21 protein-coding genes are annotated in these 18984 nt (G+C 65.0%); 9 read left to right on the forward strand and 12 right to left on the reverse strand.

What is annotated here, in order from left to right:
* From lepA to rpmB, 4 genes are all read right to left on the reverse strand, one after another.
* Positions 1–1633 (reverse strand): translation elongation factor 4 (gene lepA / locus ACTG4J_RS08140; protein WP_439138593.1); only part of this gene is annotated, 1633 nt, incomplete at its 3' end.
* A 740-nt stretch (positions 1634–2373) separates the two neighbouring features.
* Positions 2374–2892 (reverse strand): copper chaperone PCu(A)C, encoded by a 519-nt coding sequence (locus ACTG4J_RS08145; RefSeq protein WP_439138594.1) that lies wholly within the window; start codon positions 2890–2892, stop codon positions 2374–2376.
* Between the two features lie 48 nt (positions 2893–2940).
* Positions 2941–3309, reverse strand: coding sequence for a hypothetical protein (locus tag ACTG4J_RS08150; protein WP_439138596.1), 369 nt, complete (start codon positions 3307–3309; stop codon positions 2941–2943).
* Between the two features lie 102 nt (positions 3310–3411).
* Complete coding sequence (gene rpmB / locus ACTG4J_RS08155) at positions 3412–3702, reverse strand: 50S ribosomal protein L28 (RefSeq protein WP_439138597.1); 291 nt, start codon at positions 3700–3702, stop codon at positions 3412–3414.
* A 178-nt stretch (positions 3703–3880) separates the two neighbouring features.
* On the opposite strand from rpmB, the gene ACTG4J_RS08160 reads away from it, so the two are divergent.
* The 4 genes from ACTG4J_RS08160 to ACTG4J_RS08175 all read left to right on the forward strand — a co-directional run bounded on the left by ACTG4J_RS08160 (position 3881) and on the right by ACTG4J_RS08175 (position 7106).
* Positions 3881–4534 carry a DUF2161 domain-containing phosphodiesterase gene (locus tag ACTG4J_RS08160; protein WP_439138622.1) on the forward strand — a complete coding sequence of 218 codons (654 nt, stop codon included), beginning with the start codon at positions 3881–3883 and terminating at the stop codon, positions 4532–4534.
* A gap of 156 nt (positions 4535–4690) precedes the next feature.
* On the forward strand, positions 4691–5161 hold the full coding sequence (gene nrdR / locus ACTG4J_RS08165) for a transcriptional regulator NrdR (protein WP_439138599.1): 471 nt from the start codon (positions 4691–4693) through the stop codon (positions 5159–5161).
* Positions 5162–5164: 3 nt separating this feature from the next.
* Complete coding sequence (gene ribD / locus ACTG4J_RS08170) at positions 5165–6265, forward strand: bifunctional diaminohydroxyphosphoribosylaminopyrimidine deaminase/5-amino-6-(5-phosphoribosylamino)uracil reductase RibD (protein ID WP_439138601.1); 1101 nt, start codon at positions 5165–5167, stop codon at positions 6263–6265.
* A gap of 64 nt (positions 6266–6329) precedes the next feature.
* Entirely contained in the window at positions 6330–7106 is a 777-nt protein-coding gene (locus tag ACTG4J_RS08175) for a fumarylacetoacetate hydrolase family protein (RefSeq protein WP_439138602.1), read from the forward strand.
* 154 nt (positions 7107–7260) lie between these two features.
* Here the strand turns inward: ACTG4J_RS08175 and ACTG4J_RS08180 are convergent, their stop codons facing one another.
* From ACTG4J_RS08180 to ACTG4J_RS08215, 8 genes are all read right to left on the reverse strand, one after another.
* A complete protein-coding gene (locus ACTG4J_RS08180) occupies positions 7261–8325 on the reverse strand; it encodes a flavin monoamine oxidase family protein (protein ID WP_439138604.1) in 1065 nt (354 codons plus the stop codon).
* Between the two features lie 173 nt (positions 8326–8498).
* Entirely contained in the window at positions 8499–8819 is a 321-nt protein-coding gene (locus ACTG4J_RS08185) for a YciI family protein (RefSeq protein WP_439138605.1), read from the reverse strand.
* On the reverse strand, positions 8819–9661 hold the full coding sequence (locus tag ACTG4J_RS08190) for a class III extradiol dioxygenase family protein (RefSeq protein ID WP_439138606.1): 843 nt from the start codon (positions 9659–9661) through the stop codon (positions 8819–8821). The genes ACTG4J_RS08185 and ACTG4J_RS08190 overlap by 1 nt, the downstream gene beginning before the upstream one ends.
* Entirely contained in the window at positions 9654–9998 is a 345-nt protein-coding gene (locus tag ACTG4J_RS08195; protein WP_439138608.1) for an extradiol ring-cleavage dioxygenase, read from the reverse strand. The genes ACTG4J_RS08190 and ACTG4J_RS08195 overlap by 8 nt, the downstream gene beginning before the upstream one ends.
* A gap of 2 nt (positions 9999–10000) precedes the next feature.
* On the reverse strand, positions 10001–10720 hold the full coding sequence (locus tag ACTG4J_RS08200) for an alpha/beta fold hydrolase (RefSeq protein WP_439138609.1): 720 nt from the start codon (positions 10718–10720) through the stop codon (positions 10001–10003).
* A gap of 130 nt (positions 10721–10850) precedes the next feature.
* Positions 10851–12896 (reverse strand): capsular polysaccharide biosynthesis protein, encoded by a 2046-nt coding sequence (locus ACTG4J_RS08205; RefSeq protein ID WP_439138611.1) that lies wholly within the window; start codon positions 12894–12896, stop codon positions 10851–10853.
* Between the two features lie 7 nt (positions 12897–12903).
* Positions 12904–14007, reverse strand: coding sequence for a polysaccharide biosynthesis/export family protein (locus tag ACTG4J_RS08210; protein ID WP_439138613.1), 1104 nt, complete (start codon positions 14005–14007; stop codon positions 12904–12906).
* 114 nt (positions 14008–14121) lie between these two features.
* Complete coding sequence (locus ACTG4J_RS08215; protein ID WP_439138614.1) at positions 14122–15411, reverse strand: capsule biosynthesis protein; 1290 nt, start codon at positions 15409–15411, stop codon at positions 14122–14124.
* 170 nt (positions 15412–15581) lie between these two features.
* Between ACTG4J_RS08215 and ACTG4J_RS08220 the strand changes: the two genes are divergently transcribed.
* The 5 genes from ACTG4J_RS08220 to ACTG4J_RS08240 form a co-directional block, all read left to right on the forward strand.
* Entirely contained in the window at positions 15582–16169 is a 588-nt protein-coding gene (locus ACTG4J_RS08220) for a riboflavin synthase (protein WP_439138615.1), read from the forward strand.
* A 93-nt stretch (positions 16170–16262) separates the two neighbouring features.
* Positions 16263–16859 carry a hypothetical protein gene (locus tag ACTG4J_RS08225; RefSeq protein WP_439138617.1) on the forward strand — a complete coding sequence of 199 codons (597 nt, stop codon included), beginning with the start codon at positions 16263–16265 and terminating at the stop codon, positions 16857–16859.
* Between the two features lie 55 nt (positions 16860–16914).
* Positions 16915–18045, forward strand: coding sequence for a 3,4-dihydroxy-2-butanone-4-phosphate synthase (gene ribB, locus ACTG4J_RS08230; protein ID WP_439138619.1), 1131 nt, complete (start codon positions 16915–16917; stop codon positions 18043–18045).
* Complete coding sequence (locus ACTG4J_RS08235; RefSeq protein ID WP_439138620.1) at positions 18045–18566, forward strand: 6,7-dimethyl-8-ribityllumazine synthase; 522 nt, start codon at positions 18045–18047, stop codon at positions 18564–18566. Before ribB ends, ACTG4J_RS08235 begins: the two co-directional genes overlap by 1 nt.
* Positions 18563–18984: transcription antitermination protein NusB (locus ACTG4J_RS08240; protein ID WP_439138621.1), on the forward strand; the 422-nt coding region annotated here is incomplete at its 3' end. The genes ACTG4J_RS08235 and ACTG4J_RS08240, both read left to right, overlap by 4 nt.

The raw sequence follows: 18984 nt of genomic DNA on the forward strand, positions 1-18984 counted from the left end.
GCGTTTCGCGCGCGATGACGCGGCCGCCGATAGCCGCCTGGATCGGGATCTTGAACATGTGGCGCGGGATCAGCTCTTTCAGCTTTTCGACCAGCTGGCGGCCCCGCCCCTCGGCGCGGTCGCGATGCACCATCATCGAGAGCGCATCGACCGGCTCGTCATTCACGAGGATCGACATCTTCACGAGGAAATCCTCGCGGTAGCCGATCATCTGGTAGTCAAAGGATGCATAGCCCTTGGTCACCGATTTCAGCCGGTCGTAGAAATCGAACACCACCTCGTTCAGCGGCAGGTCATAGACCACCATCGCGCGGCTACCCGCATAGGTCAGGTCAAGCTGTTCGCCGCGCCGATCCTGGCAAAGCTTCAGCACATCGCCCAAGTATTCGTCGGGCACAAGGATCGTGGCCTTGATGCGCGGCTCTTCGATATGGTCGACATAGGTCAGGTCGGGCATGTCGGCGGGGTTGTGCAATTCCACCATCGTGCCGTCGCGCATATGGACATGATAGATCACGCTTGGCGCCGTGGTGATCAGGTCGATATCGTATTCACGCTCCAGCCGGTCGCGGATCACCTCGAGGTGCAACAACCCCAAGAACCCGCAGCGAAAGCCAAAGCCCAAGGCCGCCGAAGTCTCCATCTCCGAGGTGAAGGAGGCGTCGTTGAGCGCGAGTTTCTCGATCGCGTCACGCAGATCCTCGAACTCGTTGGTGTCGACCGGGAAGAGGCCGCAAAACACCACCGGCACAGAGGGTTTGAAGCCCGGCAGCGCGGTATCGCAGGGGCGCTTTTCATGGGTGACGGTGTCGCCCACGCGGGTGTCGCGCACCAGTTTGATCTGTGCGGTGAAATAGCCGATTTCGCCCGGCCCAAGCTCGGCGATATCCTGCATGGCGGGTTTGAACACGCCCAAACGGTCGATCTGGTAGGTGCCGCCGGTGCGCATCATGCGGATGCGGTCGCCCTTTTTGACGATCCCGTCGATGACGCGGATCAGCACGACCACGCCCAGATAGGGGTCGTAATAGCTATCGACCAGCATCGCCTTGAGGGCCGCGTCACGCTCGCCCTTGGGCGCGGGCAGGCGGGTGACGATCGCCTCGAGGACATCGGGGATGCCAAGGCCGGTTTTGGCCGAAATCTCGACCGCCTGTGAGGCGTCGATGCCGATCACATCCTCGATCTGTTCCTTGACGCGGTCGGGTTCGGCGGCGGGCAGGTCGATCTTGTTGAGGACCGGCACGATTTCGTGATCGGCATCGATGGCCTGATAGACATTGGCGAGCGTCTGCGCCTCGACCCCTTGGCTGGCGTCGACCACCAACAGCGAGCCTTCGACCGCCTGCATCGAGCGGCTGACCTCATAGGCGAAGTCAACATGGCCGGGGGTGTCGATCAGGTTGAGAATATAGGTATGGCCGTCTTGCGCGGGGTATTCGATGCGCACCGTGTTGGCCTTGATGGTGATGCCGCGCTCGCGCTCGATATCCATACTGTCGAGGATCTGCGCCTGCATATCGCGTTCGGCGACGGTGCCGGTCAGCTGGATCAGCCGGTCGGCCAGTGTGGATTTGCCATGGTCGATATGGGCGACGATGGAGAAATTGCGGATGCGCGAAAGCTCGGTCATGGACGGCCTGCAAGGGAACTGGTTGCAGGGGAGATAGCTTAACCCACGCGGTGGGGAAAGGGGCTGTGCGCGATCGGAAATTTCCGCGGAAAACGCTGCGGCTGTCTTGTCGCTCATCCAGCGCCGCGTTCATATCGCCATTTGCACCGATCCACCTTTGCCTTGAGAAAATCGGCGCAGCTTTGGCTGCGTCAAGCCGCCGCGGCGGGGCGCGGGGATGCTGTGGCCGCGCCGCAAGGGGCGTGCGGCGAATTCCGCCGATGGGATGGACATCGCAAGGGCTTGCGCCCATCTTGAACGGCACGGCGGGCGCAGATCCGCGTGAGTGGTACCAGTATCAAGGTTGTTGTGATGAAAGCCGCGTGTGTCTTGGTGTGTTTGATGGGTCTTTTTTTCGCGGGTGCCGCGGCGGCAAATCCCATTGAAAGGGCCTGTCTGCAATCATCGCGCGCGGCGGCTGACCCAGCTATTTGCGGCTGCATCGGCAGTGCCGCGCAGCGCACGTTGACACCGCGTCAGATGCGGGCGGGCGCACGGTTTTTCGCAAATCCCGACCACGCTCAAGAGGTACGACAGTCGGACCGAAGCCATCACGAGGCGCTTTGGCAAGCATGGCGCGCATTCGGCGAAGCAGCAGAAACGATGTGCAGCCGAGGATGACCACTGCATCGCGGGGCCGCGGCTGATCCAAGGTTTCACGACCCGACCGTAAGGGGCCGGGTCGCAAATGGATCTGATGCTCAGCCACCGCTCCCATGGGCCGCGCCGTGGTTGCCATGATCCATCTGGCCGTGATCATGCTGCATCTCACCGCCGCCATGGCTGGGGGTGCGTTCCAGATCGACCGGCACCTCGATGGTGATCGGGTCGGAGTTCTCGAATTCCAGCGTCAGCGAGAAACTGTCGCCATGCGCCAAAGCGCGGTTCAGTCCCAAAAGCATCACATGCAGCCCGCCGCGTTCCAGCATGACCGTTTCATCGGCGGCCATTGGGATGCCGCCCTCGACCTCGACCATACGCATCACGCCCTCGGCGTTCTGGATATGGGTATGCAACTCGACGCGCTGGGCGACATCAGAGCTGGCGCCGGTCAGCACCTCGGCGAAATCATTGTGGTTGTAGATCGTCATGAAGACCGCGCCCGATTGCGCCATCGCGCTGCTGACGCGGGCATAGGCATCTTCGATCATGACATGGGCGCTGGCAAAGCCGGGCATGAGGGCAAGAAGCCCTGCGAAAAGGGTGGATTTGGTGGACATGGTTGTGTCTCCGTCCGAAAGGAATTGGATTGTGTCAGGTTTGGGGGCTCAGCCCGCCAAGGGCGGCGCCCGTGCCTGACCGCCGGGCGCTGCGCGCGCAGGCGACCAATGGGTCGTAACGGAAAGCAAGACAAGCTGTGACACCACCATGGGGCGCGCCGGGCCATGCAGGCTGGGCGGCAGGGTCGTGGCCACGCTCAGGCAATCGAGGCAGGCGCTCCAATCCAAGGTGACGGGCGCGCCCGCCCCGTCGAAAAGCGGCAAGCCATCATGGGCCAAGACGATGGGGGCAGGGGCGGTGATCGCGCAAAGCTGCCCATCGGCGGCCATCGCCCCGCGCGCCATGCCCGCGCCGACCCCCGTGGCGATCATCGCCAGCGAAAGCACGGACAGCAAAATGGCGCGAAGTTGTTGCATGGCCCTGATGTGGCCCGCCGCGCGCCCAAGGGGAACGCGACAAAATGACAAACGCCCCGTCAGCCGAGCTGCGGAGCGTTCATCTAAGCGATCTTGAAAAGATCAGGCCTGTGCGGCCTGTGCCTTTTCGATCTCTTTCTTGATCTTGAGCGCCTTGTCCGACAGCTCGACATCCTTGGCCTTGGCCATGAATGCGTCCAGACCACCGCGGTGATCGACGGTGCGCAGCGCCGCATTGGAAATGCGCAGCTTGAAGCTCCGGTCCAGAATTTCGGAACCAAGCGTCACTTCGGACAGGTTCGGCAAGAAGCGGCGCCGGGTCTTGTTGTTGGCGTGGCTGACATTGTTGCCAACCATCGGGCCTTTGCCGGTCAGTTCGCAGACACGCGACATGGCATTATTCCTCGAATCTCGGATACGTCAAAGGGCGTAGGCCGTGGCCTCGCCCGGAAATCTTGCGGGGGGATACGGGGCGTGCCGTGCGGTGTCAAGCCGGGAATCTGCCCCTTTGCTTGTTCAGCCACGACACAGCGGGCAAGATGGGCGCAAACCGGGCATGAAATGGGGCATGATGCAAGAAACCGCGCTTTACCCGCCGATCAAGGCCTTTCTCGAAGCGGCGGGCTATACCGTCAAGGCCGAGATCGGACCGGCCGATGTCATGGCGCTGCGCGGGGATGAGCCGCCCCTGATCGTCGAGTTGAAAACAGGCTTTTCGCTGACGCTGTTTCATCAAGCCATCGCGCGTCAGGCGGTCAGCGACATGGTCTATCTTGCCGTGCCGATGGGCCAAGGGCGGCGGTTCCAGAAAGCCTTGGCCGAGAATACGCGCCTTGCGCGGCGTTTGGGGTTGGGGGTGATGAGCGTGCGGCTGTCGACCGGGTTGGTCGCCATCCATTGCGAACCTGGCCCCTATAAGCCGCGCAAATCCATGCCCAAGCGCCGCGCGCTTCTGGCGGAATTCGCCCGCCGCAAGGGCGACCCCAACATGGGCGGCATGCAAGGCCAGCGCATGACCGCCTATCGCCAAGACGCGCTGGCCTGTGCGCGGCATCTGGCGGCGGCGGGGGCCACGCGCGGGGCCATTGTGCGTGATGCGACAGGTGTCGCGCAGGCCACGCGGATGATGCGCGACAATCATTACGGTTGGTTCACGGCGCTGGGCGCAGGCGTCTATGACCTGACTGAAATCGGCCATGCGGCGCTGTCCGACGCGCCCGAGTGAGGCATCAAAGCCCCACATGCTGTGGTCATGAAATGCCATCTACCCAACCCCTGCAGGCTGGCCTATAGTGGCTGTGGATAACAGGGGCATGAGACCCCATGGATGAGGCAGGGGCTGTGCCGATCGGGCCGCCCGAGGGATAGAAGGGGGACGCCGATGCGCTGCCCATTTTGTGGTAACGTCGATACCCAAGTGAAAGATTCGCGCCCCGCCGAGGATCATGTGGCGATCCGGCGTCGGCGCTTTTGCCCGGCCTGCGGCGGGCGTTTCACCACCTATGAGCGGGTGCAACTGCGCGATCTGGTCGTGGTCAAATCCTCGGGCCGCCGCGAAGATTTCGACCGCGACAAGCTGGAGCGTTCGGTCCGCATCTCGATGCAGAAGCGCCCGGTCGAGCCCGAGCGGATCGACCAGATGGTGTCCGGCATCGTGCGGCGTCTGGAAAGCCTGGGCGAGACCGATATCTCCTCCAAGCAGATCGGCGAGATCGTGATGGAGCGATTGGCCGCCATCGACACCGTCGCCTATGTGCGCTTTGCCAGCGTCTACAAGAATTTCCAGGCGACCGATGATTTCGAGGATTTCCTCGCGGAACTGGCCCCGCCGACACCCAAGTCCGACGGCTGAACGATGGATGCGGGGCAAGACGACCGCTGGATGCGGTTGGCGCTTGCCTTGGGCGCGCGCGGTCTGGGCCGGGTCTGGCCCAACCCCGCCGTCGGCTGTGTGATCGTGCGTGATGGCCGCGTCTTGGGGCGCGGCTGGACGCAGGATGGCGGCCGCCCCCATGCGGAGGCCATGGCCTTGACGCAAGCGGGCGATGCCGCGCGTGGGGCCACCGCCTATGTCAGCCTCGAGCCCTGTTCCCATCACGGCAAGACGCCGCCCTGCGCCGACGCACTGATCGGCGCAGGCGTGGCGCGTGTCGTCGTGGGCTTGGGCGATCCCGATCCGCGTGTCGCGGGGCGCGGGCTGGCCGCCTTGCGCGCCGCGGGCATCGCCGTGACCGAGGGCGTCTGTGCGCCCGAGGCCCAACGCGCCCATCGCGGGTTTCTGACCCGCGTCACTCAAACCCGCCCGATGCTGACCCTGAAGCTCGCGACCTCCGCCGATGGGCGGATCGCCACGGCGGCGGGGGAAAGCCAATGGATCACGGGGGCGCAAGCCCGGGCTGTCGTGCATGGGATGCGCGCCTGCCATGACGCCGTGCTGGTTGGCGCGGGCACTGCGCGCGCCGATGATCCCAGCCTGACGGTGCGCGGGCTTGGCATTACCCATCAGCCGGTGCGGATCGTTCTGTCGCGCCGCCTCGATCTGCCCCATGACAGCGCCCTTTTCCGCAGCGCGCGGGATATCCCCGTCTGGCTGTGCCACGGTCCCGATGCGCCCGCCGCGGCGCGCGCGGCATGGCAGGAGGCCGGCGCGCGGCTAATCGCGGTCGCGACAGGGCCGAGCGGGCAACTCGACCTTGCCGCGGTCTTTGCCGCCTTGGGCGATGCGGGGCTGACGCGGGTCTTTTGCGAGGGTGGCGGGATGCTGGCCGCGGGCCTGCTCGGGGCCGATTTGGTCGATGATCTGGCGGTGATCACGGCGGGCATGGTCTTGGGCGCCGAAGGTACGCCCGCAGTCGGCGCCATGGGTATCGCCGCATTGGCCGAGGCGCCGCGCTTTGCCTTGGCTGAAACCCGTGCCTTGGGTGGCGATGTGCTGAGCCTATGGTCGCGGGGCTGATCGCGGTTGCACCGCCGCGATCGGCGCGACACAGAGCGTGAAAGAAAAAAAGGGGGGATAGATCATGTATTGGGCCAGAGGCAAAACCGCCACGGACGAGACCGTCACCGGCGTCATCGTCAACGACAGCCTTGAACCGCGCGCCGCGCTTGGTGCCGACAAAGTCATCGGCCCGCCCGTCCCGCTTGCCGATCTGACGCTGTTGGCCCCCGTCGTGCCGGGCAAGTTCATTGGGCTTTGGAACAATTTCAAGGCCGCCGCCGAGAAGAACGGCCATGAGCATCCGACCCATCCGCTCTACTTCCTCAAGCCCGACAGCGCGCTGTCAGGGCCGGGGGCGACCATCACGATCCCGCCCTCGGCAGGCCGCGTGGTGTTCGAGGGTGAATTGGGCATCGTCATCGGCAAGACCTGCAAAGAGGTGACGCCCGAGGCCGCCCAAGACGCGATCTTGGGCTATACTTGCGTCAATGATTTCACCTCGCTCGGTGTGCTTTTCGCTGATCCCTCATTCCCGCAATGGACCCGGTCCAAGGGCTTTGATGGTTTCGGCGTGATCGGCCCGGTGATCGCCACGGATGTCGATTGGCGTGCACTGACGGTGCAGGTGCTGGTCAATGGCCGCGAACGCCAATCCTACCCGGCCAATGACATGATCTTGTCGCCCCCCGAGATCGTCAGCCTTTTGTCGCAAGACATGACGCTCAACCCCGGCGACGTCATCGCCTGCGGCACCTCGCTCGGGGCGGCGCCCGTAAAGGCGGGGATGGAGGTGGTCGTTGTGATCGAGGGGATCGGGGCGTTGAGTGTGACGATGGCGGGGCCGGTGCCCGGGGCGTAGGGCTTTGCGTGCGCCGCATGGGGATGACAGCGGGGCGGCCAATGCCTTCGTGCCGCGCCTGATTCATATGGCAGCACCATGATCCGCCACGCCTAGGTGACATGCAGCGGCAGAACAACCGACTCGCATTCATCCAAGACGGCCCGCGCGCTCACTATGTCGGCGCGCCCGTCAGACGGTTGGCGACGCTCTCTGCCGCTTCAAGCGCACCTTCCAGATAGCCGCCGAATTCCCGAGCGGTTTCGGTCGAACCAAAATCCAACGCCCCACCCCAGAGAGTGCGCAATGCGGCAGGCAAGCCATAGGCCGGGTGGTGTCCTGATGGGGCGTGATCCCATGGCGTACTGATCTGCGGCACCTGCGCCCAATCCATCATCCGGATCGACAGGGGCTGCGCCATGCCCGGGCCGAACATTTTCTGCAACTGTGCGAGGGCCAAGGCGATCATCTCGTCGTGATGGCGGGCGCGGATATCGGGCGCAACCCCGACAAAGCCGAACAGGGCATAGGGCCCGCCAGCGATCACAGACGCATCGTGGATTTCGACCATAGGGCCTTGCTGGCTCATGCCGTCGCCAGACAGCCCGGCCCGGCGCCAATGTGGTTCGTCATAGACGGCAATGATCTTGGCCTGCCCGGCCATCCATGTGGGAATGGCACGCATTGCATCCATCGCGGCGCGACCAAGTTCGGGCGTAAACGCGATGGTCCGGGCAGCGACCCGGGGCGGCACGGCAAGCACCACCTGCCGCGCGGTGATGGCCCCGTCGAGATGCGTTGCGATGATGCCGCTTGCCGTGTGGCGCAGCGCCGTCACCGCCCGACCCGTCATGATGTTCTGCGCAGGCAGATCGCGCGCCAAAACGTCGATCAGCGCCCGCATCCCGCCTGCAACCCGCAACGACCCCTGCATCGCGGCAAAGCCTTGATGCCGCTGGACCGATCCGTCGCGGCCCTGAAACACGGCGGCACCTTGGCTGAATTGCTCAAAGACCTGCAGCGCATGGTGTTGCGTCAGTGCGGCCATCCTTGGCTGTCCGGGCCAAAACCAGGCCGGGCCAAGATCGAACCGCCCCCCCGCAATCATCGGCGATTGTATCCGGCCGCCCAGATCACCTTGCGCCTCGATCAACCGCCAGTCGCGCCCCTGCTTTTCGAGCAAAGCGGCCAGAGCGATCCCCGACAAGCCCCCGCCAATGATCAAAATGTCGGTGTCCATCAGATCACCCTCCTATGGAGCGCCATCCATTTCAAAGCGGCTGCCCCTGCGCAAGCGGCGTTCCCGCGCCCAAGACCGTGACGCGGCCCATGAAGAGCCTTGTTCGGCCATGCGCCGGTCCCCTGAACGCCCCCTTACCCTTCTGGAACCAGCCCGCCCGCGCGCGCCGCGCGCTAAGTGCCGCTCAACGGCATGATCCGCTCGGCCCGAAAGGTATCGGCCAGCCGCGTCAGCGTGATCTCGCGAACCACGCCGCCTGTGGCGAAGGGGTCGCTATGGGCAAAGCTGCGGGCGGCGGCTTCGGTCTCGGCTTGCAGGATGCCGAAATTGCCGATGCCGATGCCCGCCTCATTCATTAGCGCCGATCCTGTCAGAACGATGGCCACCCCGTCCCCGCCCGAAGCGACCCAAGCGCGGTGCGCCGGGCGCAAGCTGTCGCGGAGCGCGCCGATCTCGGGGCCGTCATGGTGGTGACAGATCATCAAAAAAAACATCAGCCCATATTCTCCAGCAAGACCATGCCCGCCCCGGTCATGGAGGCAGGGGCGAAGTAATGTTGGTGCAGCGTGCGCACGCTGTCATCCATGCAGCCGCGCATCACCAGCCACATGATCAGTTCCGCCCCTTCCGAGCCGAATTCCTCGATGTAATCCTCGCGCGTCATGGCGCGGTAGCGCGCTGGGTCTGCGCCGATCTTGGCGATCCAGTCGCGGTCGGCATCGGGGTTGATATAGCCCGCGCGCGCGCCCTGCAGCTGATGGGATAGCCCGCCCGTGCCCATGACGATGATCTTTTCGTCGGTCGGGTAGCTTGCGATGGCGCGGCGCAACAGTTCACCCAGTTCCCACATGCGCTGCGGCGTGGGGATCGGGTATTGGATCGTGTTCACAAGGATCGGTACGATCTTGACCGGCCACGCCTCGGGGCGGCCAAAGACCAGCTCCATCGGCACTTGCAGCCCGTGATCGACATCGAGTTCGCGACAGATCATCGGGTCGAAATGCCCCTCGACCATCTGATCGGCCAGATGCCATGCGAAATCACTCGCGCCGATGAAATTCGGCACCGCGCGCGGGCCCCAGCCTTCGTCGGCGGGTTTGTATTCCTCGGCCACGCCAAGCGCCAACGTCGGGATACGGTCAAGGAAGAACGAATTGCCGTGATCGTTGAAGATCACCACCGCGATGTCGGGCTTGCGGTCGCGCACCCAATCCTGCGCCGGGACATAGCCATCGAAAAAGGGTTTCCATTCGTCGCTATGGCGCAGCCCCTTGTCGAGGGCGGCCGCGATCGAAGGCACATGGCTTGTGCCCAACCCCGCCAGAAGCTCAGCCATTGGCGACCTTTCCCAAACGCTGATCGAGGAAATCCTCAAGGCTCATTCCGGCTTGGGCGGCGCCAATTGCGCGGATCGGGGTCGGGTCCACGGCCGAGATCTTGAGGATGTAGAACAGGTTGCCGCCCAGCCGCACCATTTCGGCCCAGTCGCGGGTCTTGACCGCGTCGCGTTGCGCGGGGCTGAGGGGGAAGCGGTCGAGATAGCCATCCTCATCGGCCAGAAAGGCGGCGCGGCCCTCGGGGGTCGACAGGCCCATCGCCATCTTGTTCAGCGCATAGCCCGCATTGGCGCGTGCGCGGTCCAAAAGCGGGGTGTCGGGGATACGGTCCGTCATGGTCACTGCAAAACCTCCTGCGTTTGGTGCGCGATCTCGCGCACCCAATCCGATATCAGCGCCGCCACTTGCGCGGGCTGTTCGACCGGCGCGAAATGCCCGGCCTCTTCGATGATCGCGAGGCGTGCCTGCGGGCAGAGCGCTGCGATCGCTTCATGTTGGGCGATGGGCGACCAGATATCCTGACGCCCGGTGATGAGCAGCATCGGCCCGGCCCACGCGCCAAGGCTCAGCGCGGCATCTGGCCGGCCGATCAGGGCGCGGATCTGGCGTTCATGCTGTGCGGCGCTCATCCGGCAGACCATGGCGCGCAAGCCCGCCATCACGCCCGGATCGGGGGTGATGCCCGCCGCCATCATGCCGGGCAACCAATGATCTGCCAGCGCCGCCATGCCCTTGTCATGGGCGAAGGCGATGATCGCCTCGCGCTTGGGCAATTCGCCCTCCTTGAGCGGCGCCATGCCGGTGTTCAAAAGCGCCAGACCACACAGTCGGTCGGGGGCGATGCGCGCCATCTCCATCGCGACGCGCCCGCCCATGGAATGGCCCGCCACGATCAGATCGCCGGGATGGTTGGCCAAAAGATCCTCGGCCATGTCGGTCAGGCTGGTCTGGGTGCTGACATCGGCGACTGCCACATCATTCCCGGCCAAGGCCTGCAAGCAGCCCTTCCAGACATGCCCGTCGCAGATCAGCCCCGGGATCAACAAAATCCGTGTCATGCTCCCCCCTCAGATTGTATACATCACATATAGGACAAGGGGGAAATGGCAAGGAAAATACCGCCTCGGCGCCTTATTTCAAGAATAATGTATACAGTTTAGCTGCACCCTGTCGCAATAGGGGTGCCCCTTAGCGCCGCCACAGCCAGCTTTGCCCCGCGAACCAGCCTTGCAGCTTGGCCAATGCGCGCAGGCTGGGGCGGGGGGTGAGGCCCGCGCCGCTGGCCAGCCGGTCGAGTGCCACCTCGGGCGGGCAGGGCAGGCCGGTCAGCGGGTCGTGGTAACGCGGGTAGGTGATGAGGGCGGCATGCGCGAGTGCGGCAAGGCTGGGGCGTGCGCGCCTGTGGGGCGGCGCGGGGCCCAGATCGCGGGTCAGCCCCCAGCCGGCATAGAATGGCGCGCCAAGGCAGGTGACCGGCACGCCGCGCAAAAGCGCCTCGAACCCCAACCCCGAGGTCATCGTCACCACCCCATCGACCTGCGCCAAAAGGGCGGCGGGGTCGCCCCCTTCCAACACCGCATCGGCACACTCCGCCAGCACATCCTGCGCAACAGCGCCTTGTCGCAGCCCCGCCACCACATCGGGGTGCGGCTTATACAAGATCATCGCCTCGGGCATCAGCGCGCGCGCGCGCTGCAACAGGCCCGCATTGGTCCGCACCGCGCCCGCGCCCAGCATGATCGAGGCGTCATCCTCTACCTGCCCCGGCACAAGGATCAAGGGACGCCCGCCCGCCAAGGGCAGCGCGACCTCACCGCCGAGATTATATTTCGTCACCCCCAAGGCCACCAGCCGCGCCACGAGGTCTTCGGCGCGGGCAAGCTGTTTCGGGTCCATCTTGGCGGCCGCGGCGATCAGGCGGTCAAGGCGGCTTTCGCGGGTCGGATCGTAGTAGATGCCCAGATCGTCGAGGACGAGCGAGAGGGGCGGAACCAGTTCCGCGCCCAAGCCCCGCGAGCGCAGGAAGCCGTCCTCCACCCGGTGAAGCGGGCGCTTCGCCCCTGCGCAGGCCGCGACAAGCGCGGGTGTTTCGCGCCCGGCCCAGACCATGACGGGCCGCCCATCGGCGACAGCCTTGGCGGGGTCATCGGTAAAGCGCATCGGCCCGAAGCTTTGCACCAGATGGCGGCGCTTCCATGCGCGCATGCCTGATGCGACGTAGCCCGCGCGACCCTCGCGCCATGCGCGTGCCTGCGCCTCGAGCGCGCCCAAGACATCCTCGATCCGGCCCAGTCGGTCGCGGTAGGGATCGTACCATGTGGGGTAGAGGATCAGCGCGGCGGCGGCCAATTGCGCGCGCGTGAGCTTGCGCTGGCGGCGCGCAGGCGTGGGGCGGCGATCATCGCTCAGGCCCCAACCGGCGTAGAAGGGTACGCCGAACAGCACCGGGCGATGGCCCGCCAAGATCGCCTCGAACCCCAAAAGCGAGGTGATGCAATAGACCGCGCGCGCGCCCTCGAACAAGCGCTGGGGCGAGATCGGGCGATCCTCGAGCGTGACACCGGGGGGCAGGGTGGCGGGGTCGAAATGGCCCGCGCGGTGGCCCGCCTGCGTTTCGGGATGGGTCTTGATCATGATGGGTGCGCCGGGGTGATCCTCCTGCGCATGGGCCAGCATCTCGGAAAAGCTGTGCGCGCTTGCCCCCCCCAGCCGGATCGCGGCATCGCCGCGCGTCTGGTCTATGAGCAACACATAGCCCGGCGCGGGCGGGTCAAGCGCGGGGTCGGTGGCGGCGTATTTCGTCAGATGGGCGGCTGCGATCCGCGCCATGGCACCCCGCGCGCGATCCAAAAGTGCGGTGTCGTCAAGCGGGTGGGTCGCCAAAAGGATTTCCAGATCCGAAGGGGCGCTTGCGTCGAAATAGATGCCCTGCCGGTCGATGATCAGGCCCAAGGGCGGATCACCCGCGCGGCCGGGGTGGAGCGAGCGCAAGAACGCATCCTCGACCCGGATCAGCCGCGCGCCCGTGGCCGCCGCCACACGCGCGCCGCGCGCGGCATAAGGGGAATGGCCCCAGACCAGAACCTCATCATCGGGGCCGGGTCTGCCCAGCCGGAGATCATGGCCCGCAAGCGTCAAGATGCGCCGGATGCGGGCTTGGGTCAGGAAACCGGCATTATAGTAGAAGCCCCGCTTGCGCGGCGCGCCGTCCGATATCTCGCCCGGCGCGCCCATCGCGGGCTCAGGGAACGGCGTTGCCGACCGTTCCGGCAGCACCCAACGTGCCTGTCAGCGCGCTGATGGCGTTGTTCCACTGGGTGATCGGGGCGGCGGTGACATAGACCGTATCCTCGTCTCGGATGACGAAATCGCGCGCCTCGAACATGCCGGTGGGGGCGGTCAGGTCCAGCACATAGATCATCCGCTGCGCGCCGATCAGATCGCCACGCCCCAACACGGCGCGCGCGATCGGTTCGGCCTCGTTGCGCAAGACGAAGACCCCGGTAGGATCGGCAAGATTGGGGTTCAACCCGCCCACTGATGCGATCGCTTCAATGGCCGAGATGACCTGACTTTCGAAGGGAACGATCGTCTGGCTACCCGTCGCACCAAGCGCGGTGAAGGAGCGCCCATCCTCTTCGACCAAGATCCGGTCATCGCCGCGCAGCGCAATGTCGAGTGCGGGATCGCGGAACAGGTCTTGGAACCAGACCGTGCCGCGGTGATTGCCGCGGATCAGCGTGACTTGCGCGATCTCGGGATCGACCGAGATGCCGCCTGCTGCAGCCAGCATCGCCGAGAGCGTCCGTGTCGGCCGCTGGATCGGATAGACGCCTTGGCCGCCGACGCTGCCCGTCACGGTCACTGTCGCGCCGTCGCCCGCAGAGCGGTTGACGATCACCTGCGGATCGGGGGTCTGTTCATCGAGATTGCGGGTGATGATGCCGCGCAACGCCTCGGGCGTGTTGCCTGCGGCGCGGATGCGGCCGGCATAGGGGATGAAGATGAAGCCCGACCCGTCCACCTGCACCTCGCTGACCACGGCGGCGGCGGCACCTTCGCCGGCCAAAAGACCGTCGGTCACGTTTTCGTAGACGATCAGCTGGATGCTGTCGCCGGGGCGGATCACATCGGTATCAGACAAGGCCGCGTTCAGCAGTGCGGGCGGAAAGCCCAAGGCAGGCACCACCGCCGTGGCGGCAGTGACGCGCTGATTGACCTCGACCACGAAAGCATCGCCTTCGCGCTGGACCGATCCCGCGAAGATCTCGTTTCGCGTGGGGCCCGAACGGGGCAACAAGCTACAGGCCGCGACTGCGCCCAAAATGACGCAAAGCGCGGTCATGCGCGCTGTGCGGGATGCCATCGATGTCACAGGGTGGCTCCTCTTGCCGGAAACTGCCTCGAATTATCTTTTTTCCAGACATTAGCGATTTTGAGCCGAGGACGCCAGAATTGTTTATCGCACCAGCGCCAAGTGTTGCCGTGGTGCCGGTCTGCCTGCGCGCAGGGCGGCATAAGGATCATCGGGCGACAGCATCATGTCGACCACTTGGCGCAGCAATTGCCGCCGTCCGCGCGCGGAATAAAAGCTGCCGGTGATCTGCGAGGTTTCAAGCAAGAAATGCCGGTAATCGCGATAGGCGCGGCTATCGGGGCGGGTCGGATTTTGAAAGAACGCCTCGAGCGGTTGGGTCGAGACGAACTCCGGCTTGAGATAAACCGCCTGACCGAACGCCTTGAGCGGCAGGCCCCGCCACAGCGCCTGTTGGGCGGCGGTGGAATTGACCGTCACCGCCGAGCGCGCATCGTTCAAGAGCCGCGCCAGCTTGCCGCCGCGCACGTAATGCACCCGCGCCCCGACGCCGTGCTGGGCGGCGATCTTGCGGATATCGCGGCGCAGCGGCGTGCGCCCATCCTCCAGCGGATGGGCCTTGAAGACGAGGTGGTGATGGGCAGGTGCACCCGCCGCGAAACCCTCGATCAGCAGCGCAAGGAAATCTTGCATCGTGGCGAAGGGGCCGTGATCGCGGAAACTGGCATCATGTTCGAGTTGCAAAAGCGCCAGATGATAGGGAAACCCCCCCGTCTTGATGCGCCATGTCGCCTGCGCCCGGTCGAGCCAATGCAGCGGCATCAGTGCCAGCCGCCGCAGATACAGGCGAAATTCCTGCGCCACGCCCAAGCTTCGGTGCGGGCGGAAATGCGCATAGGCGCGATTTCGCGCCAGCACGAAGAAATGGTAGATCGCACCGTAAAACACATGCTGGCGCATATCGCCCCAGCGCGCGGGCGCATCGGGTAGGTCGAGATCGAGACCGGCCAGCGCGCTGCGCATTTCGTCCACCGACAGCCCCATGATCGGCGAATGGCCATTGGCCCCACCGCGCTCATAGGTGATCCAATAGGGGCGCAGATACCCCTCTTCGAAGACATGCACCACGATCCCGCGGGCGCGCGCCGCGGCGATGGCCTCGGCATGGATCGGGCGCGTGTCGCCATAAAGCACGAGATCGGTGATCCCTTTCTCGTCAAGCAGCCCCGCGATCCGCGCAGGCCATTGGGCGGTCGGATCGTGGTAGGGGATATAGCTTGCCGTGTCGGGCCAGAAGACCTCGTCGCCCTTGTTGAAGCCGACCCGCCAGATCCGCGCGCCGGCGGCATGCAACATCCGCCCAAGCTGGCCGAAGAACGGCCCGTGGGGGCCTTGCAGGAACAAGAAGTTGCGATCAGCGTGGCTGGGGGCCATGTGCGGTACGTCCGATTATCGAAAGTGTGGTTGTGCGATTTCGATAGTCAAAGCAAGACTTGTCGGCAGGCTTGCGGCGCAAAGCGGCCCGGAATGTGGCGGTGCGGCCTCTTGATGCGGATGGGCTTGCGTGGTTTGTGAGGTGATGTTGCAACAGGAGGGCAGGGGCCATGTTCACGGGGATCGTGACCGATCAGGGCGAGGTCAGGGCGCTGCACATGGCGGGCGATCTGAAGGCGCGCATCGCCACGGGTTATGACACGGGCGGCATCGATATCGGTGCCTCCATCGCCTGCGACGGGGTCTGCCTGACGGTGACGGCGCTGGGCCCCGATTGGTTCGAGGTCGATATCTCGGGCGAGACCGTGTCCAAGACCGCGATCAGCGATTGGGCGTTGGGGCGCAAGTTGAACCTCGAACGCGCGTTGAGGCTCGGTGACGAATTGGGCGGCCATATCGTCTCGGGTCATGTCGATGGCGTGGCTGATGTGGTGGGGATGCATGACGAGGGTGCCTCGACCCGGATCACCTTTCGCGCGCCCGAAGCGCTGGCGCGGTTCATCGCGCCCAAGGGTTCGGTCGCGCTCAATGGGACATCGCTAACCGTAAACGAGGTGAACGGGGTGGAGTTCGGGGTGAATTTGATTCCGCACACCAAGGCTGTGACCAATTGGGGCACCACCGCTATGGGCGACCGGATCAACCTCGAGATCGACACGCTGGCGCGTTACGTGGCGCGGTTGCAAGAATGGGGCTGAGCGCCGCGTCGGGCCGTTCCGGCTTTTCCTGTGGCTGCGGTCAAACGCCTCCGGCGGGAGTATTTGTGAAGCAAAGATGCCAAGGGTCGCGCGATGAGTGATGCCGGTGCGCGCCACGGGATCGGCCATAATGGCGGGCCGGATATCAGTGCCGGCTACGGGTTTCGCAAGCTGGCCTGGACCAAGGCGCGGCGCGCGCTTTTGCCGAGCCTGCCCTTGGAGGTGGTGCGCCTGCGGGTGGCGCGCGCCAAGCGGTTGGGCCTGCCCTATCAGACATATGCCACGATCCGCGCCACTTCGGGCCATGATATCGTGGCCTTTCTGTTTTCCGGCAATGCGCTGGATCTGAAGCCGGGGCAGGCCGTGCTTTCACCCGCGGTGGCCGCGCCTTTGCAGGCGCTCGCGGACCACGCCTGCAGGATCGGCGCGATCTATGCGCCCACCGACCCTGAGGCCCTTGGCGCGACGCATCCGGGTCTGTTCGAAGAGGTCGGGCGCGCGCCCGGTTTCACAGCCACATGGCGCGAGACGCGCGATGGTCTACACGCGCTATTGGCCGCGCGCCAGCTGCCGCGCGACGGGGTTGTGCTGGTCGCCGCCACCAGCATAGAGCGGGGTTGGACGGGTATCGCGGGGCTTGCGGGAACCATCGACCGCGCGACATTCTTCGCAACGCCGCCCGTGGCCTAGTCATCGCGTGATGGATGGTCTATCTGGCGGCGCAGAGACCGGCGAGGGGATGGCCATGACGCGAAGCTTTGAACAACCGGGGCCGGTCGAACGCGATTGGGCCGAGGCGATTTCGCCCATCGAAGAGATCATCGAAGAGGCGCGCAACGGCCATATGTTCATTCTGGTCGATCACGAAGATCGCGAGAATGAGGGCGATCTGGTGATCCCCGCACAATGGGCCACACCTGACGCGATCAATTTCATGGCGACCCATGGGCGCGGGTTGATCTGCCTGTCGATGACCAGCGCGCGGATCGATCAGCTGGGCCTGCCCTTGATGTCGACCTACAACTCTTCGCGCCATGAAACCGCCTTTACGCTGTCGATCGAGGCGCGCGAGGGGGTGACGACGGGCATTTCGGCGGCCGACCGCGCGCGTACCGTGCAGGTGGCGATCGATGCCTCGAAAGGGGCGGCCGATATCGCGACGCCCGGCCATGTCTTTCCGCTGCGCGCCCGCGATGGCGGCGTTTTGGTCCGCGCGGGCCATACCGAGGCCGCCGTCGATATCAGCCGCTTGGCCGGCCTCAACCCCTCGGGCGTGATCTGCGAGATCATGAACGAGGATGGCACAATGGCGCGCCTGCCCGATCTGGTGGCCTTCGCGCAGCGTCACAACCTCAAGATCGGCACGATCAGCGACCTGATCTCTTATCGGCGGCGGCACGACAATCTGGTGAAGGTGCGCGAAGAGCAGGTCATCGCCAGCGAGTTCGGCGGCGATTGGACGATGCGCATCTATACCGACGAGACCCAGGGCGCCGAGCATATCGTCTTGATAAAGGGCGATATCGCGGGGCCTGCGCCGGTTCTGGTGCGGATGCATGCGATGGACCCGCTTCTGGATGTGGTCGGCACCGGGCCACGGGGCCGCGCGGGCGAGTTCGGCGATGCGATGCGCCTGATCGCGGGCGAGGGGCGCGGCGTTCTGGTCTTGTTGCGCGATCTGACCATGAAGCTGGTCGTCGAGGATGAGGTCAGCCCCCAGACGCTGCGCCAATACGGGCTTGGTGCGCAGATCCTGTCATCGCTGGGCATCGGCGAGATGATCCTGCTGACGAATTCACCCAAGCCCAAGGTGGTGGGGCTGGAAGCTTACGGCCTGACCATCACGGGCACGCGCAAAATCTCGGAGCTGGGATAATGGCCGGACATTCCGACAATGATCTGGGCCTGCCCCGGTTCGACAAGCCGGTGAAGATCGCGATCGTGATCGCACCCTATTACACCGCCATCGCCAAGGCCCAGATCGCGGCGGCGACGGCTGTGCTGGATCGCGCGGGCGCGACCCATGAGGTGATCGAGGTGCCGGGCTCCCTCGAGATCGCGACCGCCATCGGCATCTCGCATCGCTTGGGCGAATTCGACGGCTATGTCGCGCTGGGCTGCGTCATCCGCGGCGCAACCAGCCATTATGATGTGGTCGTCAACGAAAGCAGCCGCGCGCTGACCATGCTGGGGTTGCAGGGTGTGTGCATCGGCAATGGCATCATCACCGTCGAGAACCGCGATCAGGCCGAGGAACGCGCCGATGCGGGCCGGCTCAACACCGCGGGTGGTGCGGCGCAGGCGGCACTGCACCTGATCGCGTTGACGCGGCGGCTTGGGCGGCCTAAGGGCGGCGTCGGATTCAAGCCCCGCTCCGAAAGCAACGCCACATCATGACCGACGACGAGCGCCAAGCGCCCAAGCCCAAGACGATCAGCCGCGAGGATCGCCGCCAGATGCGCGCCGCCGCCCGGCTTTATGCCGTGCAGGCGCTATTCCAGATGGAGGCAGCAGGCCAAACCGTGCAGAGCGTGCGCCAAGAGTTCGAGACCCATCGCTTTGGTGCCATCTATGATGGCGAAGAAATGGCCGAGGGCGACCCCGACCTGTTTCGCAAGACGCTGGAAGATGCGGTCAATTACCAAGCCCGGATCGACCAGATGACCGACCGCGCACTGGTGGCGAAATGGCCGATCGCGCGGATCGACCCGACCTTGCGCGCGCTGTTTCGTGCTGCGGGCGCCGAGTTGATCGAGGGGGCGGCGCCGCCCAAGGTGGTGATCAGCGAATATGTCGATGTGGCGCACGCCTTTTT

The sequence above is a fragment of the Roseicyclus sp. genome (genome assembly GCF_965662675.1).
In the GTDB taxonomy this organism is placed as follows: Bacteria; Pseudomonadota; Alphaproteobacteria; order Rhodobacterales; family Rhodobacteraceae; genus Roseicyclus.